General features: G+C 67.0%; 20 protein-coding genes. 10 read left to right on the top strand and 10 right to left on the bottom strand.

The window, feature by feature from the left end; genetic code table 11:
• Nucleotides 1-17 precede the first annotated feature (17 nt).
• Nucleotides 18-1,238 (top strand): menaquinone reductase, encoded by a 1,221-nt coding sequence (menJ, locus tag G6N15_RS11770; RefSeq protein WP_083089912.1) that lies wholly within the window; start codon nt 18-20, stop codon nt 1,236-1,238.
• A 40-nt stretch (nt 1,239-1,278) separates the two neighbouring features.
• On the opposite strand, the gene G6N15_RS11765 is transcribed toward menJ, so the two are convergent.
• Nucleotides 1,279-1,986 (bottom strand): demethylmenaquinone methyltransferase, encoded by a 708-nt coding sequence (locus G6N15_RS11765; RefSeq protein ID WP_083089913.1) that lies wholly within the window; start codon nt 1,984-1,986, stop codon nt 1,279-1,281.
• Between the two features lie 65 nt (nt 1,987-2,051).
• Entirely contained in the window at nt 2,052-3,182 is a 1,131-nt protein-coding gene (locus G6N15_RS11760) for a glycosyltransferase family 4 protein (RefSeq protein ID WP_083089914.1), read from the bottom strand.
• A gap of 90 nt (nt 3,183-3,272) precedes the next feature.
• Between G6N15_RS11760 and G6N15_RS11755 the strand changes: the two genes are divergently transcribed.
• Entirely contained in the window at nt 3,273-3,941 is a 669-nt protein-coding gene (locus G6N15_RS11755; protein WP_083089915.1) for a thioredoxin domain-containing protein, read from the top strand.
• Here G6N15_RS11755 and G6N15_RS11750 read toward each other — a convergent pair.
• The 7 genes from G6N15_RS11750 to G6N15_RS11720 all read right to left on the bottom strand — a co-directional run bounded on the left by G6N15_RS11750 (nt 3,899) and on the right by G6N15_RS11720 (nt 10,214).
• The gene (locus tag G6N15_RS11750) at nt 3,899-4,426 is read right to left on the bottom strand and encodes a DUF3592 domain-containing protein (RefSeq protein ID WP_083089916.1); all 528 of its coding nucleotides are present in this window, start codon (nt 4,424-4,426) and stop codon (nt 3,899-3,901) included. The genes G6N15_RS11755 and G6N15_RS11750 overlap by 43 nt on opposite strands.
• The gene (gene menD, locus G6N15_RS11745) at nt 4,423-6,054 is read right to left on the bottom strand and encodes a 2-succinyl-5-enolpyruvyl-6-hydroxy-3-cyclohexene-1-carboxylic-acid synthase (protein WP_163748043.1); all 1,632 of its coding nucleotides are present in this window, start codon (nt 6,052-6,054) and stop codon (nt 4,423-4,425) included. Before menD ends, G6N15_RS11750 begins: the two co-directional genes overlap by 4 nt.
• 22 nt (nt 6,055-6,076) lie before the next feature.
• Nucleotides 6,077-6,865 carry an alpha/beta fold hydrolase gene (locus tag G6N15_RS11740; protein WP_083089217.1) on the bottom strand — a complete coding sequence of 263 codons (789 nt, stop codon included), beginning with the start codon at nt 6,863-6,865 and terminating at the stop codon, nt 6,077-6,079.
• Nucleotides 6,862-7,353: a DoxX family membrane protein gene (locus G6N15_RS11735; RefSeq protein ID WP_163748041.1), complete on the bottom strand. Its 492-nt coding sequence runs from the start codon at nt 7,351-7,353 to the stop codon at nt 6,862-6,864. The genes G6N15_RS11740 and G6N15_RS11735 overlap by 4 nt, the downstream gene beginning before the upstream one ends.
• A 103-nt stretch (nt 7,354-7,456) precedes the next feature.
• The gene (locus tag G6N15_RS11730; RefSeq protein WP_083089215.1) at nt 7,457-8,215 is read right to left on the bottom strand and encodes a DJ-1/PfpI family protein; all 759 of its coding nucleotides are present in this window, start codon (nt 8,213-8,215) and stop codon (nt 7,457-7,459) included.
• A gap of 13 nt (nt 8,216-8,228) precedes the next feature.
• Nucleotides 8,229-9,191: a GlxA family transcriptional regulator gene (locus G6N15_RS11725; RefSeq protein ID WP_083089214.1), complete on the bottom strand. Its 963-nt coding sequence runs from the start codon at nt 9,189-9,191 to the stop codon at nt 8,229-8,231.
• A 54-nt stretch (nt 9,192-9,245) separates the two neighbouring features.
• A complete protein-coding gene (locus G6N15_RS11720; protein WP_083089223.1) occupies nt 9,246-10,214 on the bottom strand; it encodes an o-succinylbenzoate synthase in 969 nt (322 codons plus the stop codon).
• Nucleotides 10,215-10,294: 80 nt separating this feature from the next.
• On the opposite strand from G6N15_RS11720, the gene G6N15_RS11715 reads away from it, so the two are divergent.
• Both G6N15_RS11715 and fadD8 read left to right on the top strand, forming a co-directional pair.
• Nucleotides 10,295-10,735 (top strand): YciI family protein, encoded by a 441-nt coding sequence (locus G6N15_RS11715; protein WP_083089213.1) that lies wholly within the window; start codon nt 10,295-10,297, stop codon nt 10,733-10,735.
• A gap of 20 nt (nt 10,736-10,755) precedes the next feature.
• Nucleotides 10,756-12,363, top strand: coding sequence for a fatty-acid--CoA ligase FadD8 (fadD8, locus tag G6N15_RS11710; protein ID WP_083089212.1), 1,608 nt, complete (start codon nt 10,756-10,758; stop codon nt 12,361-12,363).
• Here fadD8 and G6N15_RS11705 read toward each other — a convergent pair.
• Nucleotides 12,360-12,662: a hypothetical protein gene (locus G6N15_RS11705; RefSeq protein ID WP_083089211.1), complete on the bottom strand. Its 303-nt coding sequence runs from the start codon at nt 12,660-12,662 to the stop codon at nt 12,360-12,362. The genes fadD8 and G6N15_RS11705 overlap by 4 nt on opposite strands.
• Nucleotides 12,663-12,710: 48 nt before the next feature.
• Between G6N15_RS11705 and G6N15_RS11700 the strand changes: the two genes are divergently transcribed.
• The 6 genes from G6N15_RS11700 to G6N15_RS11675 all read left to right on the top strand — a co-directional run bounded on the left by G6N15_RS11700 (nt 12,711) and on the right by G6N15_RS11675 (nt 17,164).
• Complete coding sequence (locus tag G6N15_RS11700) at nt 12,711-13,118, top strand: nitroreductase family deazaflavin-dependent oxidoreductase (RefSeq protein WP_083089210.1); 408 nt, start codon at nt 12,711-12,713, stop codon at nt 13,116-13,118.
• On the top strand, nt 13,115-14,017 hold the full coding sequence (locus G6N15_RS11695; protein WP_083089209.1) for a 1,4-dihydroxy-2-naphthoyl-CoA synthase: 903 nt from the start codon (nt 13,115-13,117) through the stop codon (nt 14,015-14,017). Before G6N15_RS11700 ends, G6N15_RS11695 begins: the two co-directional genes overlap by 4 nt.
• A gap of 165 nt (nt 14,018-14,182) precedes the next feature.
• Complete coding sequence (locus tag G6N15_RS11690) at nt 14,183-15,067, top strand: SDR family oxidoreductase (RefSeq protein WP_083089208.1); 885 nt, start codon at nt 14,183-14,185, stop codon at nt 15,065-15,067.
• 54 nt (nt 15,068-15,121) lie between these two features.
• Complete coding sequence (locus G6N15_RS11685) at nt 15,122-15,538, top strand: VOC family protein (protein ID WP_083089207.1); 417 nt, start codon at nt 15,122-15,124, stop codon at nt 15,536-15,538.
• 88 nt (nt 15,539-15,626) lie between these two features.
• Entirely contained in the window at nt 15,627-16,865 is a 1,239-nt protein-coding gene (locus G6N15_RS11680) for an inorganic phosphate transporter (RefSeq protein ID WP_083089206.1), read from the top strand.
• The gene (locus tag G6N15_RS11675) at nt 16,862-17,164 is read left to right on the top strand and encodes a hypothetical protein (RefSeq protein ID WP_083089205.1); all 303 of its coding nucleotides are present in this window, start codon (nt 16,862-16,864) and stop codon (nt 17,162-17,164) included. The genes G6N15_RS11680 and G6N15_RS11675 overlap by 4 nt, the downstream gene beginning before the upstream one ends.
• The last annotated feature ends 20 nt before the right edge of the window (nt 17,165-17,184 follow it).

Below are 17,184 nucleotides of genomic sequence, written 5' to 3'. Positions count from 1 at the left end.
CCAACATACTGGTGAGCATGCGCAGCAGAGCCGACGTGGTCGTGGTGGGCGCCGGACCGGCCGGATCCGCGGCGGCCGCCTGGGCCGCGCGCGCCGGTCGCGACGTGCTGGTCATCGACTCGGCCAGCTTCCCCCGCGACAAGGCCTGCGGCGACGGGCTGACCCCGCGCGCGGTCGCCGAGCTGGAGCGGCTGGGCTTAAGCGACTGGCTGGACGCCCGTATTCGGCACCAGGGCTTGCGGATGAGCGGGTTCGGCGGCGAGGTGGAGGTGGCGTGGCCCGGTCCGTCGTTCCCCGCGACGGGCAGCGCGGTGGCCCGCATCGAACTCGACGACCGGATCCGCAAAGTGGCCGAGGACTCCGGGGCGCGGATGCTGCTTGGGGTGAAAGTTATTGGCGTCCACCATGATTCGCGTGGGCGCGTCTGGTCGGTGGTGCTGGCCGACGGCAGCGAGGTCGGCTGCGCCGAGCTGATCGTCGCCGACGGAGCACGCTCACCGCTGGGCCGCGTGCTGGGCCGGCGCTGGCACCAGGAGACGGTGTACGGCATCGCCGCTCGCGGTTATCTGGCCACGCCCCGCAGCGACGAACCGTGGCTGACGTCACACGTGGAGGTACGGTCCCCCGACGGCGCCGTGCTGCCCGGCTACGGCTGGATCTTCCCGCTGGGCAACGGCGAGGTCAACATCGGCGTCGGCGCACTGTCGACCTCCAAACGGCCCGCTGAGCTGGCGTTGCGGCCGCTGATGACGTATTACGCCGACCTGCGCCGCGACGAGTGGGGGTTTGTCGGACAACCGCGGGCGATGTCGTCGGCGCTGCTGCCGATGGGCGGCGCGGTGTCGGGAGTGGCCGGCCCGAACTGGATGCTGATCGGCGATGCCGCGGCCTGCATCAACCCGTTGAACGGGGAAGGGATTGACTACGGGTTGGAGGCCGGGCGGCTGGCTGTCGAGCTACTGGGGTCCGGTGATTTGTCGCGGGCGTGGCCGACCGTGCTGCAACAGCACTACGGCCGCGCGTTTTCGGTGGCGCGGCGGCTGGCGCTGCTGTTGACGTTCCCACGGTTCTTGCCGACGACGGGACCGCTTGCGATGCGTTCGACGACGCTGATGAACGTTGCGGTGCGTGTAATGGCCAATCTGGTCACCGACCACGACGCCGACATGGTGGCGCGGATATGGCGCGGTGGCGGCGTGCTGTCACGGCTGGTGGACCGTCGAAAGCCGTTCACGTGAGTGTGGTGAGCAGACGCAAAAGCACCCCAAAACCTTTGGTTTAGGGTGCTTTTGCGTCTGCTCGCCCTTTGTGGGCGGCGTGCAGCGCGACGATCCCGCCGGTCAGATTGCGCCACCGCACGCCTGACCACCCGGCCTGTGAAATGTGCTGCGCCAGCGCGGCTTGGTCCGGCCACGCCCGAATCGACTCGGCCAGATACACATACGCCTCCGGATTGCTCGACACCGCACGCGCAACGCGCGGCAGCGCCTGCATCAGGTACTCCTTGTAGACGGTGGCGAACAGCGGGTTGGTCGGCGTGGAGAATTCGCACACCACCAGCCGTCCCCCCGACCTCGTCACCCGGGCCATTTCGCGTAGCGCCGCCTGCTGGTCGACGACATTGCGCAGCCCGAAACTGATGGTGACAGCGTCGAATACGCCGTCGCCGAACGGCAGCCGGGTCGCATCACCGGCGACCTTCGGCACCAACCGGGCACGGCCTTCCCGCAGCATGCCGACCGAAAAATCCACCGCCACACACCATGCGCCGGACTTGGACAGTTCCGCCGTCGAGACTGCCGTGCCGGCAGCCAGATCCAGCAGGCGCTCGCCGGGCCCAACCCGCAGCGCGGCGCGGGTAGCGCGGCGCCAGTAGCGGTCTTGGCCCAGCGACAGCACGGTGTTGGTCAGGTCGTAGCGGCGCGCGACCCCGTCGAACATCGACGCAACGTCATGGGGGTCTTTGTCGAGGGAGGCGCGGCTCACACTGCCGACGCTACCCGCCCAGCGCCGATGCGGGCCGCGCAGCGGCCCGAGGAGAAGCTGGGCAATTAAGCCGCTGCGGCCTCCCGGCGGGTTTGCAACACCGCCCCGTAGTGGCCGAGCAGCTCGTCACAGATAGCCGGCCAGCTGCGGTGCAGCACACTACGTCGAGCGGCCGCCGAATAGCGTGGTCGCTCGTCGATAACGTGCGCGACGGCGGTGCCTAACCGCGCCTCGAATTCGTCCACCGGCAGCAGCAGCCCGGTGCGCCACGGGGTGACCAGATCGCGCGGTCCGCCGGCGTCGGGGGCGATGACCGGCAGCCCCGACGCCAGCGCTTCCTGCACGGCTTGGCAAAACGTCTCGTGCTCACCGGTATGCACGAAGACGTCCATGCTGGCGTACGCCGCGGCGAGTTCCTCGCCGTACAAAGCGCCGGTGAAAACCGCTGTCGGCATTGCTGATTCAAGTTTGGCGCGATCGACCCCGTCACCCACGACGACGAGCTGCACCGAGTGGTCGCGCGCCAGCGCCGCGAGCCGGTCGGCACGCTTCTCAGGAGCCAGCCGGCCCACGAAACCGACAATCGGCTTGCCCTCCGGTGACCAGCGACGCCGCAGCGCCTCGTCGCGCCCCGACGGCGCGTAACGAATCACGTCGACACCGCGTGCCCATTGATACACCCGCGGCACCCCGTGCGCTGCAAGCGATTCCATCGCAGAGGTGGACGGCGCCAAGGTCCGGTCGGCGTGGCGGTGCAGGTGACTGATCCAGGCCCATGCCGCCCGCGATGCCAGGCCCAGGCCGTAGCTGGACGCGAAACCCGCGACGTCGGTTTGGAATACCGCCACCGTCGGCACTCCAAGGCGACGCGCAGACTGCAATCCGCCGTAGCCGAGCAGCGCCGGCGACGCCAGATGCACCACGTCCGGGCCGAATCCGCGCAGCACCCGCACCATTCGGGGTAGCGGCACACCGAGCGGCAACGACGTGATCTTCGGGAACATCCGTGACGGCGCCCGATGCACGCGGATTCCGTCATAGATGCGATCTGCGCGGGGTTGGCCGGGCGGGTTGTCGGGCGCGATCACCAGAGCTTCATGCCCGGTGCGGCGCAAATGCTCCAGAATCCTCACAACTGAGTTGCTGACGCCGTTGACATTGGGCAAAAACGACTCGGCGACGATCGCAACGCGCACGCCTCTACCATGTCAGCGCTGCTTGTCGATAAGGTTGCCGACGGGCATACGGGGCGCGAAATCTGATCTGCACCGGGAAAGGGGCGACTCATGCGCTACTGGTGCAGCTTGCTGGCGGTGTTTTTGCTGGCGTGCGCCGGATGCACCCGCGAGGTCGCCGGAACTGCCCAGGTCGACCGCCACCACCCGGGCACCGTGATCAGCGCCGACGGGTACGGCGTGGTGGTCGGATTCCCCAACGCCCCCGTGCAGCTGGAGACCTTTATCGAGCCGCAATGCCCGCATTGCGCGGAGTTCGAGTCGGCCTACGGCGACAAGCTCGCCGGCTACATCAGTAGCGGCCGGCTGGTATTGACGTATCGACCGCTGACTTTCATCGACGGCGCCAAGGACAACCACTACTCGGCCCGGGTCAGCAATGCGCTGTTTGTGGTGGGTCGCGCGGCGATTTCGGCGAGCGCCTACCAGGAATTTGTGCAAACCCTTTACAAGCACCAAGATTCCCGCGGCGACGGGCCCAGCAATGACGGAATCGCGGACATGGCCCGCGATAGCGGCGTTTCCGACGAAGTGGCCGCACGGATCGCGGCCGGGGATTCCGGAGTCGACGTCGCTGCGATGGACGAAGCCAACACCACTCGACTCAACAGTGCCGAACCCGACGATCCAGGCACCCCAACGGTTTACGACCTGAAAGCCAGACAGGTCGTCGACCTTCAAGACCCTGGCTGGCTCGACAACCTGTTCAGGTCCGCGTGACGGTCCAGTCGCTTCTCCACCAGCGCAATGGAAACCAGTGCGACTCCGGCGATCAACCAGCCGACCACCGCGATGGATCCTGCCGGAATGATGGCCAGCTTGGCGTTGCGGTGCTGCACCCGAACCAGGTTCGGGTCTCGCTTGTTGTATTCGACGTAAATGCGCATGCCCGTTGACAATTCGGACGGGTAGAGCACGCCGAGTTCCGGGCGGTAGGTCACCCGGTCGGGTGTGACGAACTCGATCGTGGAACGACGCGGCCCGGCGCTGAGCACCTCGGCCTGCGCGACGCCCATATTGTGCTCGATGGCGATGTCGTTTCGCCACGCCCCGGCCACCAGCAGGACCGACTGCAGCGTCACGAGACCGGCCAGAACCAGCACCGCGACCCGGGCCCACCGCAGGATGCGTCGCCTCCACGTGTCGGGCACGTCGCCGTTGAGACCGTGAATGAGCAAGCGCCACACGGCTTTCGGGTCGATCACAGGGCTGCCTTGATGGCGGCGTGCAGTTGGCGCAGTGACGACCGGTCGGCCTTGACTTCTAGCACCCGCATTCCGGGGTTGGGTTCGTCGAGGGCGGCCCCGAGTTCGTCGACCTCGATCTGGCGGCTCTCGACGTGGTAGGCACGGCAGAGCGCACCGACGTCGACGTCGTGCGGGGTGCCGAAGACCCGCGACGACACGTCGGAGAACCTGGGGTCGCCCTGCTCGAGTAGTTCGAAGATGCCGCCGCCGTTGTCGTTGGACACCACGATGGTCAGCTCTCGCGGTGTCGGCTCGGTGGGCCCGATCAGCAGCCCGGAGCTGTCGTGGACGAAAGTCAGGTCGCCGATCAGCGCGACGGTGCGGCCGTCATGAGCAAGCGCCGCACCGATCGCGGTGGACACGGTGCCGTCGATACCGGCGACGCCGCGGTTGGAGCGCACCTTGATGCCGTGCGGGTTGAGCCCGACCAGCGCCGCGTCGCGCACCGGGTTGGACGCGCCCAGCACCAGTTGATCGCCGGGTCGCAGCGCGTCGGCCACCGCGGCGGCGACATGCAGGCCGGTGGTCAGCGGGTGGGCTTTGAGCTGGCTGCGGACCGCGTCGACGGCGTGCCGGTTGAGCTCGGCGCAGCGGCGCAGCCAGGCCGGGTTGGGTGTGCCGGTGGTGACGGCGCGGGTGCCGGTGGCCTGCGAGTTGCCCGACACGTCGGGCCAGCGCGGGCCGGTGGTGAGCGCGTAGACCGGCACCGACGGATCGGCCAGCAGCGCCGACACCGGGCGGTGCAAGGTCGGGCGGCCCAGCATGATCACCTGCTTCGGGTGCAGCAGCGGCAGTGTCATCGGGTGCAGGGGGTTGGCGGCCGGCGGTGCGGTGGGCTCGGCGACGGTCGGCAACTCGGCCAGGTTGGGGTGGGTGCCGGCGCCGTGACCGGCGATGACGGCGGTGTCTTTGCTCAGGTCGATGTCCAGCGGCTGGTCGAACGTGACCGCCGGGGTGTAGGTCCACGGTTTGCCGCCCGGCCGACCGGGCGGGGTGGCGGCCTTGGCCGGATCAGGTTCGGGGTCGGGCACCAGCGGTTCGCGCAGCGGGATGTCGAACTGCACGGGGCCGGCGTTGGCGGTGCGAGCGCCGGTGGCGGCCGCCAAGACCCGGCAAGTGGCCGATCGCCAGGTCGCGTTGAAGGCGTCCATGCGCTCGGGCGCGTCCTCGGCGAGCCCCAGGCTGATCGTGGCGCGCACCTGAGTACCGAAGTAGCCCAGCTGCTCCATGGTCTGGTTGGCGCCGGTGCCGAGCAGCTCGTAGGGCCGGTTGGCCGACAGCACGATCAGCGGCACCCGCGCGTAGTTCGCCTCGACCACCGCGGGACCGAGGTTGGCCACTGCGGTGCCTGACGTCATCGCCACACAGACCGGCGCTTGGGCACTGATGGCCAGCCCGATGGCCAGGTAGCCGGCGGTGCGCTCGTCGATGCGGACGTGCAACCTCAGGCGACCGTCGCGGTCGGCGTCTTGCAGCGCGAAGGCCAGCGGCGCGTTGCGTGAGCCCGGGCACAACACCACGTCGCGCACGCCACCGCGGATGAGCTCGTCGACGACCACCCGGGCCTGCGTCGTCGAGGGATTCACCAGTCCAGACTAGCCAGCGCGCTTAAGCGGCCCCGCCGGCGAAGAACTGCAGCGCGGCGTCGTTGACCGCCTTGGGTTGCTCGAGAAACCCGAGGTGGCCGGCGTCGGCAATTTCCAGGTAGCGACCGTTGGGAATGGCGTCGGCAACTTCGCGGCACAGATGCGGCGGGGTGACCAGGTCGTCGCGGAAACCAATGACCAGAACCGGCGCGGTGATGCTCTGGTAGGCGGGCAGCCGGTTGTTCCGCGGCGTGATCTCGAGCTGGCTGCGCGATCCCCGAGTGGGTTTGCTCGGCCACATGGTGAACATGCTGATCCAGTCGGCGACGGCCGCGTCGTCGTTCAGCGTTTTGGGCGAAAAGCTTTCCAGCAGGCGGATTTTCGCGTCGTAGGCGGCCGGTAGCTGGATGCCGGAGGCGAACAGCTCGGCTTCGGCGGTATGGAAGAAGTCGCGGGTGCGGTCCAGGCGGCCGCGGGTGCACATCAGCACCGCCTTGCTGACCAGGTCGGGGCGGCCCAGCATGAGTTCCTGTGCGATGAACGCGCCCATCGACGCTCCGACGATCCGCACGGGAGCGGCATCCAGCTTTTCGATCAGCGCCGCGGTGTCGCCGACCATGGTTTGCGTGGTGAATCCCTCGGCGTTCTCGGTAGCGCCCACTCCCCGGTTGTCGAAGGTGATGACGCGATAGCCGGCCGCCAGGAACGCCGGAGCCTGATGCAGATGCCAGGTGCGTCCAGCACCGCCGTGGCCGGCGATGAACAGCACGGGCTCGCCGTTTCCGCGGTCGTCGTAAGCAAGGTTGATCACCCCGACGAACCTACTGGCCCCGACGGGCCCGCGAGGCGCCGCCACCATCCAACGCGCCCGGCGATCGCAGCGTCCAGCGCAAACCGGCGGTCGAGCCCGTGCTCAAGCATCACCAGCAGGGCGAGAAACACCATCACGTAAATGATCGAGGTTCCGATGTCGGTGGAGCCGTGCCGATAAGGCCCGCCAAAACCTTCGGCCGTGGCCCAGATCAACAAGCTGTAGAGCGCGCCGCCGATGTAGAGCACGCGGCGGGCGATCCCGAGGATGAGCGCAATAGCGATCAGCGTCTCGGCAAGTGCGATCAGCACCGCCCACAGGCCCGGCGACGAGCGTTCCAGGCGCAGCCAGAACTCGAACCACGGCGAAAGCCAGTGCGGCTCGGCGGCCGCTTTGGTGACCATCCTTGACACGAAGGTGGCACGGAATCCGGGCAGCCACTTCAGCCACGCGGCGATCGCCCAGATCACCCCGAACGCGATCCGCACCGCCGCCGTTGCCCACCCATTGCTCGGACTGGATAGAGGGCGGTTTTCAGCTCCACCTGTTTCGGACATGAGTCCTGAGCGTGGTGGATGTCTTTCCCGTCAGTCAACCTGGCGGCTCCGCAGCAAGGCGGGATGGTACGAGCGCCTGCTTGCGCCGCGAGCGGGCGCCACTGAGAGCCCGCTCCCACAACAGCAGCGTCGCCGCTTTGAGCTGGGCTGGTTTGGCTAGATCCCTGGCCATCAAAGCGGTGGCGGCCGCCTTGGTGGGCGCCGACGCCTTGGACATGTGGCCGGAATCGAACGGCGGCTGCGGGTCGTATTCCATGGACAGTTGGATGACCTTCGCGCGGTTTTCCCCACCGATCTGCCCGGCCAGCCACAACGCCAGATCGACGCCCGCCGACACGCCCGCACAGGTGACGATGCGCTCGCCGGATTGCACGATGCGTTGGTCGCCAACGGGGATGGCGCCAAGAGCCTTCAACGCGCTGAGCGCCATCCAGTGCGACGTCGCTCGCTTGCCCTGCAGCAGGCCCGCAGACGCCAGGATGATCGACCCGGAGCACACCGACGCCGTCCACGTCGCTGTCTGATGGGCCTGACGCAACCACGCCAACAGCTTTTCGTCGCGCGCGTGCTCGACCGACGTCATACCACCGGGCACCAAAATGATGTCGGGAGAAGGTGTTTCGGCGAACGAATGCGTTGCGCCGACGACCAGCACGCCGGAGTCCGCGGTGATCGGGCCGGGCTCGTGCCACACGAAGCGGACTTCGGCTTTGGGCAGCCACCGCAACACTTCGTAGGGGCCGATGAAATCCAGCGCGGTAAAGCCGGGATACAGCACGATCGCGATCTGCATGGTTCTCCTGTGGTCAGGCGAAGGTCTTGCGGTACTGGTCGGGGGACACACCGATGCGCCGAACGAAGTTGCGCCGCATGGATTCTGATGTTCCGAAACCGCAGCGAGCGGCGATGGCCACGACGGTGTCGTCGGTTTCTTCCAGCTGCCGGCGCGCGGCGTCGATGCGGATACGTTCGACGTAGGCGCCCGGAGACTCGCCCACTTCGTCGGTGAAGAGCCGGGCGAAATGCCGCGGGCTCATCCCGGCCCGGCGGGCCAGCTCGGTAATGCTGTGGGCGCCGCCCGGCTGCGACTCGATCACTTCCTGCACCTGGCGAATCGGTTTGCGCCTGGCGCGCGGCATCCACACCGGGGCGGCGAACTGTGTCTGGCCGCCCGGGCGGCGCAAGAACAGCACGAGCCAGCGGGCCACGGTCTGGGCGACGTCCGTGCCGTTGTCGTCTTCCACCAGCGACAGCGCGAGGTCGATGCCGGCGGTGACGCCTGCGGCGGTCCAGACCTTGGGGCCGCTGCGGACGAAGATCGGCTCGGGGTCGACGGTGACGGTCGGGAACTCCCGCTGGAGTTGGTCGGCATAGGCCCAGTGGGTGGTGGCTGTGCAGCCGTCGAGCAGTCCGGCTTGCGCGGCCATGAAGGCGCCGGTGCAGACGCTGACGATGCGGCGGGCGCTGTTGGCGATGGCCTCGATCCAGGCGATGAGCTGCGGCTCCTGACGTGCGGCGTGCACTCCACGGCCGCCGGGCAGCACCACGGTGTCGACGGGCTCTTGCGGGTCGGGCAGCGCGGTCGTGCCGAACGTGAGGCCCGTTCGGGTGGCCACCGGATGCCCGTCGGCCGATACCAGCACCGGCTGGTAGCCATCGCGGCCATTCGCAGCCAGACAGGTGGAGGCCGCGCTGAACACTTCGAACGGCCCGACGACGTCCAATGCCTGGATGCCGGGGAAGCCGAGAATCACGACGGAACGGGTCACGGATTCAGTGTTGGGGATGGACCGCTATGGCGTCTACGACACGTAGCCCACAGATTAGGACATGGCCAGCAGTGGATAGCAGGCCTTGACCCGGTCGATCCACCACTGCCGCCGTTCTGTCGGGGCGGCCAGCGCCTGCAGGCGGTCGGGGTCGGGTTGCGTTCGCGCGACCGGTAGATAGCCGTCGTGCGGCGTCATCGGCTCGGCGACATCCTCGACGAACAACCCGCCGGTGCCCAGCCCGCACGCGTGGCGCAGTTGCGGCAGTGCGGCGGCGGCGGCTAATCCGGCGGCGATCCCGACCGCCGAATCGAGCGCGCTGGAGATCACAACCGGGATGTCGATCTGCTCCGCGATGTCGAGCAGGGCCGAAATGCCGCCCAGCGGAGCCACTTTCAGCACCGCGACGTCGGCGGCTTTCGCGCGGACCACGCGTAGTGGGTCGTCGGCCTTGCGGATGCTCTCGTCGGCGGCGACGGGCACGTCGATGCGGCGCCGTAGTTCGGCGAGCTCGTCGACAGTGCGGCAAGGTTGTTCGAGGTATTCCAGCGGGCCGCTCGCGGTAAGTACTTTCGTAGCTTCAACGGCCTGCTCGATGGTCCAGCCGCCGTTGGCGTCGACTCGCACGTTCGGGATTAAGGCTCGGACGGCTTCGACGCGGGCGACGTCGTCGGCCAGAGTCTGCCCGGATTCGGCGACCTTGACCTTGGCGGTGCGCGCGCCCGGGAAGCGAGCCAAGACCTCGGGCACTTGGGCGGCGGTTATCGCCGGCACGGTGGCGTTGATCGGGATGCTGTCGCGTCGCGGCGGTGGCGTGGGCTGGTAGGCCGATTCGATCGCGCAGGCCAGCCAATGCGCGGCCTCGTCCGGCCCGTACTCGAGGAAGGGACCGAATTCCCCCCAGCCGGCCGGGCCCTCGATCAAAGCCAGTTCGCGGGTGGTGATCCCGCGGAAGCGCACCCGCATCGGCAGCGCGACGACATGCAGGCGCTCCAGGACGTCTTCCAGAGGGGCCGGGGACATGCATCTCATCGTGCCGCGCGACGAGAAATGGCGCCTCGCCGAGTCGATTGTGGTGAGCCATCCCAACGAAGGAGATAGCGATGCGCTACATGATGATCATGCGGTCCACACCCGAGGCGCAGGAAGCCGCCAAGGACGTGCCGTTCGACGAGATCCTGACCGCGATGGGCCGCTACAACGAGTCGATGATGGAGGCCGGGGTGTTGCTGGCCGGTGAGGGTCTGGCCGGACCCGAGGAGGGCTTTTTCGTCGACTTCAGCTCAAACCCGCCGGCGGTCAAAGACGAGCCGTATTCCGGTGAGCTGTTCAACGGGTTCTGGATCATCGGGGTCTCGTCGAAGGACGAAGCTGTCGGCTGGGCGACGCGCTGTCCGGTGGGACCGGGGGTCACGCTGGAGGTTCGGCGCGTGCATGAGAACGAGGAGTTTCCGCAGAACAACGAGTATGTCCAAAGGAAATCCAGCGGCGAGCTGAGCTGGCGAAATAGCCGATTTTCGGGAGGGGCTCGGCTCATTCTGTAACACGTTCTAGTCTTGCGTGCATGAGTGACGAGCTGGAGCTGCTGCGCAACCCCACCCACAACGGGCATCTGCTGGTCGGCGCTTTGAAGCGTCACCGTGACAAGCCGGTGCTGTTCCTCGGTGATACCACGCTGACCGGCGGCCAGATGGCCGACAAGATCAGTCAGTACATCCAGGCCTTCGAGGCGCTGGGCGCCGGCACCGGCGCCTCCGTCGGGCTGTTGTCGCTGAACCGACCCGAAGTCCTGTTGATCATCGGCGCCGGCCAGACCCAGGGTTACCGGCGCACCGCCCTGCATCCGCTCGGTTCGCTCGACGACCACGCCTATGTGCTCTCGGATGCCGGGATCAGCTCGCTGATTATCGACCCGAACCCGATGTTCGTCGAGCGGGCGCTGGGGCTGCTGGAGCGGGTCGACTCGCTCAAGCAGATCCTGACCATCGGCCCGGTGCCCGATGTGTTGAAGCAAGTGGCCGTCGACTTGTCCGCCGAAGCCGAGAAGTACCAGCCGCGTCCGCTGGTGGCCGCCGACCTGCCACCGGATCAGATCATCGGGCTGACCTACACCGGCGGTACCACCGGCAAACCCAAGGGCGTCATGGGCACCGCGCAGTCGATCTCGACCATGACGATGATCCAACTCGCGGAGTGGGAGTGGCCCGAAGAGCCGCGGTTCTTGATGATCACTCCCCTATCGCATGCCGGGGCCGCGTACTTCCTGCCGACGCTGGTCAAGGGCGGGGAGATGTATGTGCTGCCGAAGTTCGACCCGGCTGAGGTTCTGAAAACCATTGAGGAGAAGCGGATTACGGCGACCTTTGTGGTGCCGTCGATGCTGTATGCCCTGATGGACCACCCGGATTCGCACACCCGTGACCTGTCGTCGCTGGAGACCGTCTACTACGGGGCTTCTGCGATCAACCCGGTGCGGTTGGCCGAGGCGATCCGCCGGTTCGGCAAGATCTTCGCCCAGAACTACGGTCAGTCCGAGGCACCGATGGCCATCACCTATCTCGGGAAAAAGGATCACGACGAGAAGCGGCTGACGTCGTGTGGACGCCCGACGCTGTTCGCGCGGGTCGCGCTGTTGGATCTCGACGGCAGGCAGGTGCCGCAAGGAGAAGTCGGCGAAATCTGTGTCAGCGGACCGCTTTTGGCGGGTGGCTACTGGAACTTACCTGACGAGACGTCGAAGACCTTCAAAGACGGCTGGCTGCGCACTGGCGACATGGCCCGCGAGGACGAGGACGGGTTCTACTACATCGTCGACCGGGTCAAGGACATGATCGTCACCGGCGGGTTCAACGTGTTCCCCCGCGAGGTGGAGGACGTGGTCGCCGAACATCCCGCTGTGGCGCAGGTATGTGTGGTCGGAGCGCCGGACGAGAAATGGGGCGAAGCCGTCACAGCGGTGGTGGTGCTGCGGCCCGATGCCCCTCGCGACGACGATGCGATTGAGGCGATGACCGCCGAGATCCAGGCCGCGGTCAAGGAACGCAAAGGTTCGGTGCAGTCCCCCAAACGGGTCGTCGTCGTCGACTCCCTGCCGGTGACCGCGCTGGGCAAACCAGACAAGAAGGCGGTGCGCGCGCAGTTCTGGGAGGGCGCCGAGCGGGCCGTCGGCTAAGGCGGCGGTTCACGCACTTCGGCCCTCAGCGCCAGCACGCGTTGGTGTATCCGGTATTCGGTGCTCCGCGGCATCGAGCCGGGGCCGTACTGACCGCGCCCGAGCCGGTACACCCTGTCGCGTCGCACCTCCCAGCGCAACGCGTCCGATACCGACTTCGGGGCGGGGCTGGCAACGTCAAAGCCCTGCGAGGTCAGCGCTTCGACGAGGTCGCTAATCGACGCGCGCCCGTGGTGGAATAAATGCATCGTCAGTACATAGCGCAGCTCGATTCCCCGGAGCCGCCGCAGACCGTTCATCCCCCGACCGTCGCATGTCGGTATGACAGCCTGGCTACTGTGACAGGCATGCCCACAACTGATCGCATCCGACCGCCGTGGTGGCTCAAGCCGATGAACAAAGTTTTCATCCGAATGTCGCGGCTGGGTCTGCGATTCGGCGGCGAAGGCCCGGTGGTGTTGACGGTTCCCGGTCGCAAGTCCAGGTGCCCGCGCTCGACACCCGTCACTCCGATGACGGTGGACGGCGAGGAGTACGTCGTCGCCGGGTTCCCGGGCGCCGATTGGGTCGAGAATGTTCGCGCTGCCGGCGAGGCGACGGTGACCCGCGGCCGCCGCTGCGAGCGGGTGCCTACCGGCGTGAAGTTCACGAAACGCGCCGGGCTGGTTACCGACGGACGCCCCGATGAGTTCGAGGCACTCGCCGGACGTTGCGCCGTATTCCGCCTGGAATCAGTGGGGGCCGAATACCGTTGACTGCCAATTCTTTCCATGCCGACGCCTGGCGGGTGGTCGACGGATTCGCCGACCTGAGCGACATCACCTACCATCGCCACGTCAGCGATCCCACCGTGCGGGTGGCGTTCAATCGCCCAGAGGTGCGTAACGCGTTCCGCCCGCATACCGTCGACGAGCTGTACCGGGCGCTGGACCATGCCCGGATGTCGCCCGACATCGGCGTCGTACTGTTGACCGGCAACGGGCCGTCACCCAAAGACGGTGGCTGGGCGTTTTGCTCCGGCGGCGATCAGCGCATCCGCGGGCGCAGCGGCTACCAGTACGCCTCCGGCGAGACCGCCGACACCATCGACACTGCACGCGCCGGTCGGCTGCACATCCTGGAGGTGCAGCGGCTGATCCGGTTCATGCCCAAGGTCGTCATCTGCCTGGTGAACGGATGGGCGGCCGGCGGCGGGCACAGCCTGCATGTCGTGTGCGACCTGACGCTCGCCAGCCGCGAGCACGCCCGCTTCAAACAGACCGATGCCGACGTCGGCAGCTTCGACGGCGGTTACGGCAGCGCGTATTTGGCTCGCCAGGTGGGCCAGAAGTTCGCGCGGGAAATCTTTTTCTTGGGGCGCACCTACACCGCCGAGCAGATGCACGCGATGGGCGCGGTCAACGCCGTCGTCGACCACGCCGAGCTGGAGTCGGTGGGGCTGCAATGGGCATCCGAGATCAACGCGAAATCCCCCCAGGCGCAACGGATGTTGAAGTTTGCTTTCAATCTGCTCGACGACGGGCTGGTGGGCCAGCAGCTGTTCGCCGGGGAGGCAACACGTTTGGCGTACATGACCGACGAGGCCGTCGAGGGCCGTGATGCGTTCCTGCAAAAGCGGCCCCCGGATTGGAGCCGGTTCCCGCGGTATTTCTGAGGCCGGTGCTGAGTCTGTGGGGATGCACTGTGTGCCCGCCTCGGAGCGATTATTAGCTATGCTAATCGCTGCGAGGCGGGCACACTAGGTAATCCCTCGGAGCAGCGACTCCTGTGACATATGTGACCACCTGGTCATCTGGCGCAGCTCCTAGACTGCGAGTTCATGAGCAAAAGTCCGATGCGCCGCATGCGCGAGGCATTCGCACTGGCCGGAATGCGCCCTCCGATCGCCGAGCAGCTGCTGCTGACCCGGCCCGCGACCAAACCGGTCGACCTCGACGGCAAACGAATCCTGCTCACCGGGGCATCGTCGGGCATCGGGGAAGCCGCGGCCGAAGAATTCGGGCGCCATGGCGCCACCGTGGTCGCCGTCGCGCGGCGCAAGGACCTTCTCGACGCGGTGGTCGACCGGATCACGCAAAAAGGCGGATGCGCGATCGCGATTCCGTGCGACCTGTCGGATATGGACGCCGTGGACGCCCTGGTCGCCGACGCCGAGCAGCGCCTGGGCGGAGTCGACATCCTGGTCAACAACGCCGGCCGCTCCATCCGCCGCCCGCTGGCAGAGTCCCTGGAACGCTGGCACGACGTCGAGCGAACCATGGTGCTCAACTACTACTCGCCGCTGCGGTTGATCCGCGGCATCGCGCCCGGGATGCTCGAGCGCGGTGACGGCCACATCATCAACGTCGCGACGTGGGGTGTGTTCAGCGAGGCGTCACCGCTTTTCTCGGTATACAACGCGTCAAAGGCTGCGCTGTCGGCGGTCAGCCGCGTCATCGAAACCGAATGGGGCACAAAGGGAGTCCATTCGACGACGCTGTACTACCCGCTGGTGACCACACCGATGATCGCGCCGACCAAGGCCTACGACGGAATGCCTGCGCTGACGCCGCGCGAGGCCGCCGAATGGATGGTGACCGCGGCACGCGTCCGCCCCGTCCGAATCGCGCCGCGCATCGCCGTCGCCGCCAGAGCACTGGACACCGTCGGCCCGCGCTGGGTCACCGCGCTGATGAAGCGCCAGCGCATCCAGCCCGCCTCCTGAGCAGGCTGTGGAATCCCAAAACCGCGCGACGCCGCAACGTGATAGACACGATAGATGGAGATCCTGGCCAGCCGAATGCTCTTCCGGCCAACGGACTATCAGCGCTCGCTAAGTTTTTACCGCGACCAGATCGGCCTTGCGATCGCCCGCGAATATGGCGCTGGCACAGTCTTTTTCGCGGGCCAGTCACTGATCGAACTGGCCGGCTACCCGACCTCAGAACGCTACCCGGGCCCGTTCCCCGGCGCACTGTGGCTTCAGGTGCGCGATATTCACGCCACCCAAGCGGAGCTGCAAAGCAGAGGCGTGCCCATCACCCGCGAGGCGCGTCGCGAGCCGTGGGGGTTGCTCGAGATGCACGTGACCGACCCTGACGGCATCACGCTGATCTTCGTGCAGGTACCCGGCGATCACCCGCTGCGCCGCGACACCAGGCGCAACCCGCTAGGTGAACCCGAGGGGAACAGCTGACAACAAGTCGAGACATTCCAATGACTCTTTTCCGCATTCGTTCGACAAACCGGCGCCCCGCGCCCCAGAATTGGCGCCGTGATGCCTTGTGAGTCTTGACTTGTTCTTCCTGATCATCGTGGTGATCACAGCACTCGCGTTCGACTTCACCAATGGGTTTCACGACACCGGCAACGCCATGGCCACCTCCATCGCCAGCGGCGCGCTGGCGCCGAGGGCGGCGGTGGCGCTTTCTGCCGTGCTGAATTTGGTAGGCGCGTTTCTGTCGACGGCCGTCGCCGCGACGATCGCCAAAGGTCTAGTCGACGGGCATCTGGTGACGCTGGAGCTGGTTTTCGCCGGCCTCGTCGGCGGTATCGTCTGGAACCTGCTGACCTGGCTGCTGGGCATTCCGTCCAGCTCCTCCCATGCGCTGATCGGCGGCATCGTCGGCGCCATGATCGCCGCGGTCGGCGGGCACGGGGTGATCTGGAGCGGCCTGGTGTCCAAGGTGATCATCCCGGCCATCGTGGCGGCGGCGCTGGCCATCCTGGTCGGGGCAGTCGGCACCTGGTTGGTCTACCGCCTCACCCGCGGGGTCCCCGAGAACCGCAGCGAACAGGGCTTCCGCCGCGGCCAGATCGGGTCGGCCGCATTGGTGTCGCTGGCCCACGGCACCAACGACGCGCAGAAGACGATGGGCGTGATCTTCATGGCGCTGATTTCCTATGGCGCGGTGAGCAAGTCCACCACCCTGCCGCCGCTGTGGGTGATCGTGTGTTGTGCCGTGGCGATCGCGGCCGGAACCTACTTCGGCGGCTGGCGCATCATCCGGACCATGGGTAAGGGGCTGGTGGAGATCAAGCCGCCGCAAGGCATGGCCGCCGAGTCGTCATCGGCAGCGGTCATCTTGCTGTCCGCGAGTTTCGGCTATGCGCTGTCCACCACGCAGGTCGCCACTGGGTCAGTTCTGGGCAGCGGGGTAGGCAAGCCCGGCGCCGAGGTGCGCTGGGGGGTGGCCGGCCGGATGGTGACAGCGTGGCTGTTCACGCTGCCGTCGGCGGGCATCGTCGGTGCGATCACCTACGTCATCGTCCACGCCATCGGCGGCTACGTCGGGGTACTCGTCGGCTTCGCGCTGCTGTCGGCGGTTTCACTGGCAATCTGGCTGCAGGCTCGCAAGGTGCGCGTCGACCACACCAACGTCAACCACGAGTGGGAAGGCAGCCTGACGGCAGGCCTCGACTCGGCGTCACCGCCCCGGGATTCCGATGTTGTGAAGCCACCACCGGCCGATACCCGGCCTGACAGCGACACCATCCCTACGACTACCACTCCAGCCTCATGAGTACGTGGTTCAACTACACCGCGACCTTGAAGATTCTGGTCTTCAGCCTGGTGGTGGGTGCGGGGCTGCCGGCGCTGTTCGCTGTCGGGATTCGACTAAGTGCTGTCGGTGCCGGCGTGAGCGGCGGCGGCCACGCCGTTGCTGTAAGGCGCCCGGTAGTGACTGTGCTCAGCTGGGCGATCTTCGCACTGGTGCTCGCGGCCGTCGTACTCGGCGTGCTGTTCATCGCACGTGAATTCATCGCGCACCACACAGGGTGGTACATCCTGGGCGCGCCTCGACCCCACAACGCGAAGTAGCATCGGCTGGTGGCGTGCTT

Source organism: Mycobacterium noviomagense, assembly GCF_010731635.1.
Classification (GTDB): Bacteria; Actinomycetota; Actinomycetes; order Mycobacteriales; family Mycobacteriaceae; genus Mycobacterium; species Mycobacterium noviomagense.
The sequence above is the reverse complement of the archived record's forward strand: the minus strand, read 5'-3'. Positions and strand labels throughout refer to the sequence as shown.

Coding starts and splice junctions, on each gene's coding strand:
- G6N15_RS11705 (WP_083089211.1), bottom strand. CDS start 12,662: ATGAACGGTCTGCGGCGGCTCCGGGGAATCGAGCTGCGCTATGTACTG.
- G6N15_RS11715 (WP_083089213.1), top strand. CDS start 10,295: ATGCGCTACATGATGATCATGCGGTCCACACCCGAGGCGCAGGAAGCC.
- G6N15_RS11685 (WP_083089207.1), top strand. CDS start 15,122: ATGGAGATCCTGGCCAGCCGAATGCTCTTCCGGCCAACGGACTATCAG.
- G6N15_RS11690 (WP_083089208.1), top strand. CDS start 14,183: ATGAGCAAAAGTCCGATGCGCCGCATGCGCGAGGCATTCGCACTGGCC.
- G6N15_RS11730 (WP_083089215.1), bottom strand. CDS start 8,215: ATGCAGATCGCGATCGTGCTGTATCCCGGCTTTACCGCGCTGGATTTC.
- G6N15_RS11755 (WP_083089915.1), top strand. CDS start 3,273: ATGCGCTACTGGTGCAGCTTGCTGGCGGTGTTTTTGCTGGCGTGCGCC.
- G6N15_RS11700 (WP_083089210.1), top strand. CDS start 12,711: ATGCCCACAACTGATCGCATCCGACCGCCGTGGTGGCTCAAGCCGATG.
- G6N15_RS11720 (WP_083089223.1), bottom strand. CDS start 10,214: ATGTCCCCGGCCCCTCTGGAAGACGTCCTGGAGCGCCTGCATGTCGTC.
- G6N15_RS11675 (WP_083089205.1), top strand. CDS start 16,862: ATGAGTACGTGGTTCAACTACACCGCGACCTTGAAGATTCTGGTCTTC.
- menJ (WP_083089912.1), top strand. CDS start 18: ATGCGCAGCAGAGCCGACGTGGTCGTGGTGGGCGCCGGACCGGCCGGA.
- fadD8 (WP_083089212.1), top strand. CDS start 10,756: ATGAGTGACGAGCTGGAGCTGCTGCGCAACCCCACCCACAACGGGCAT.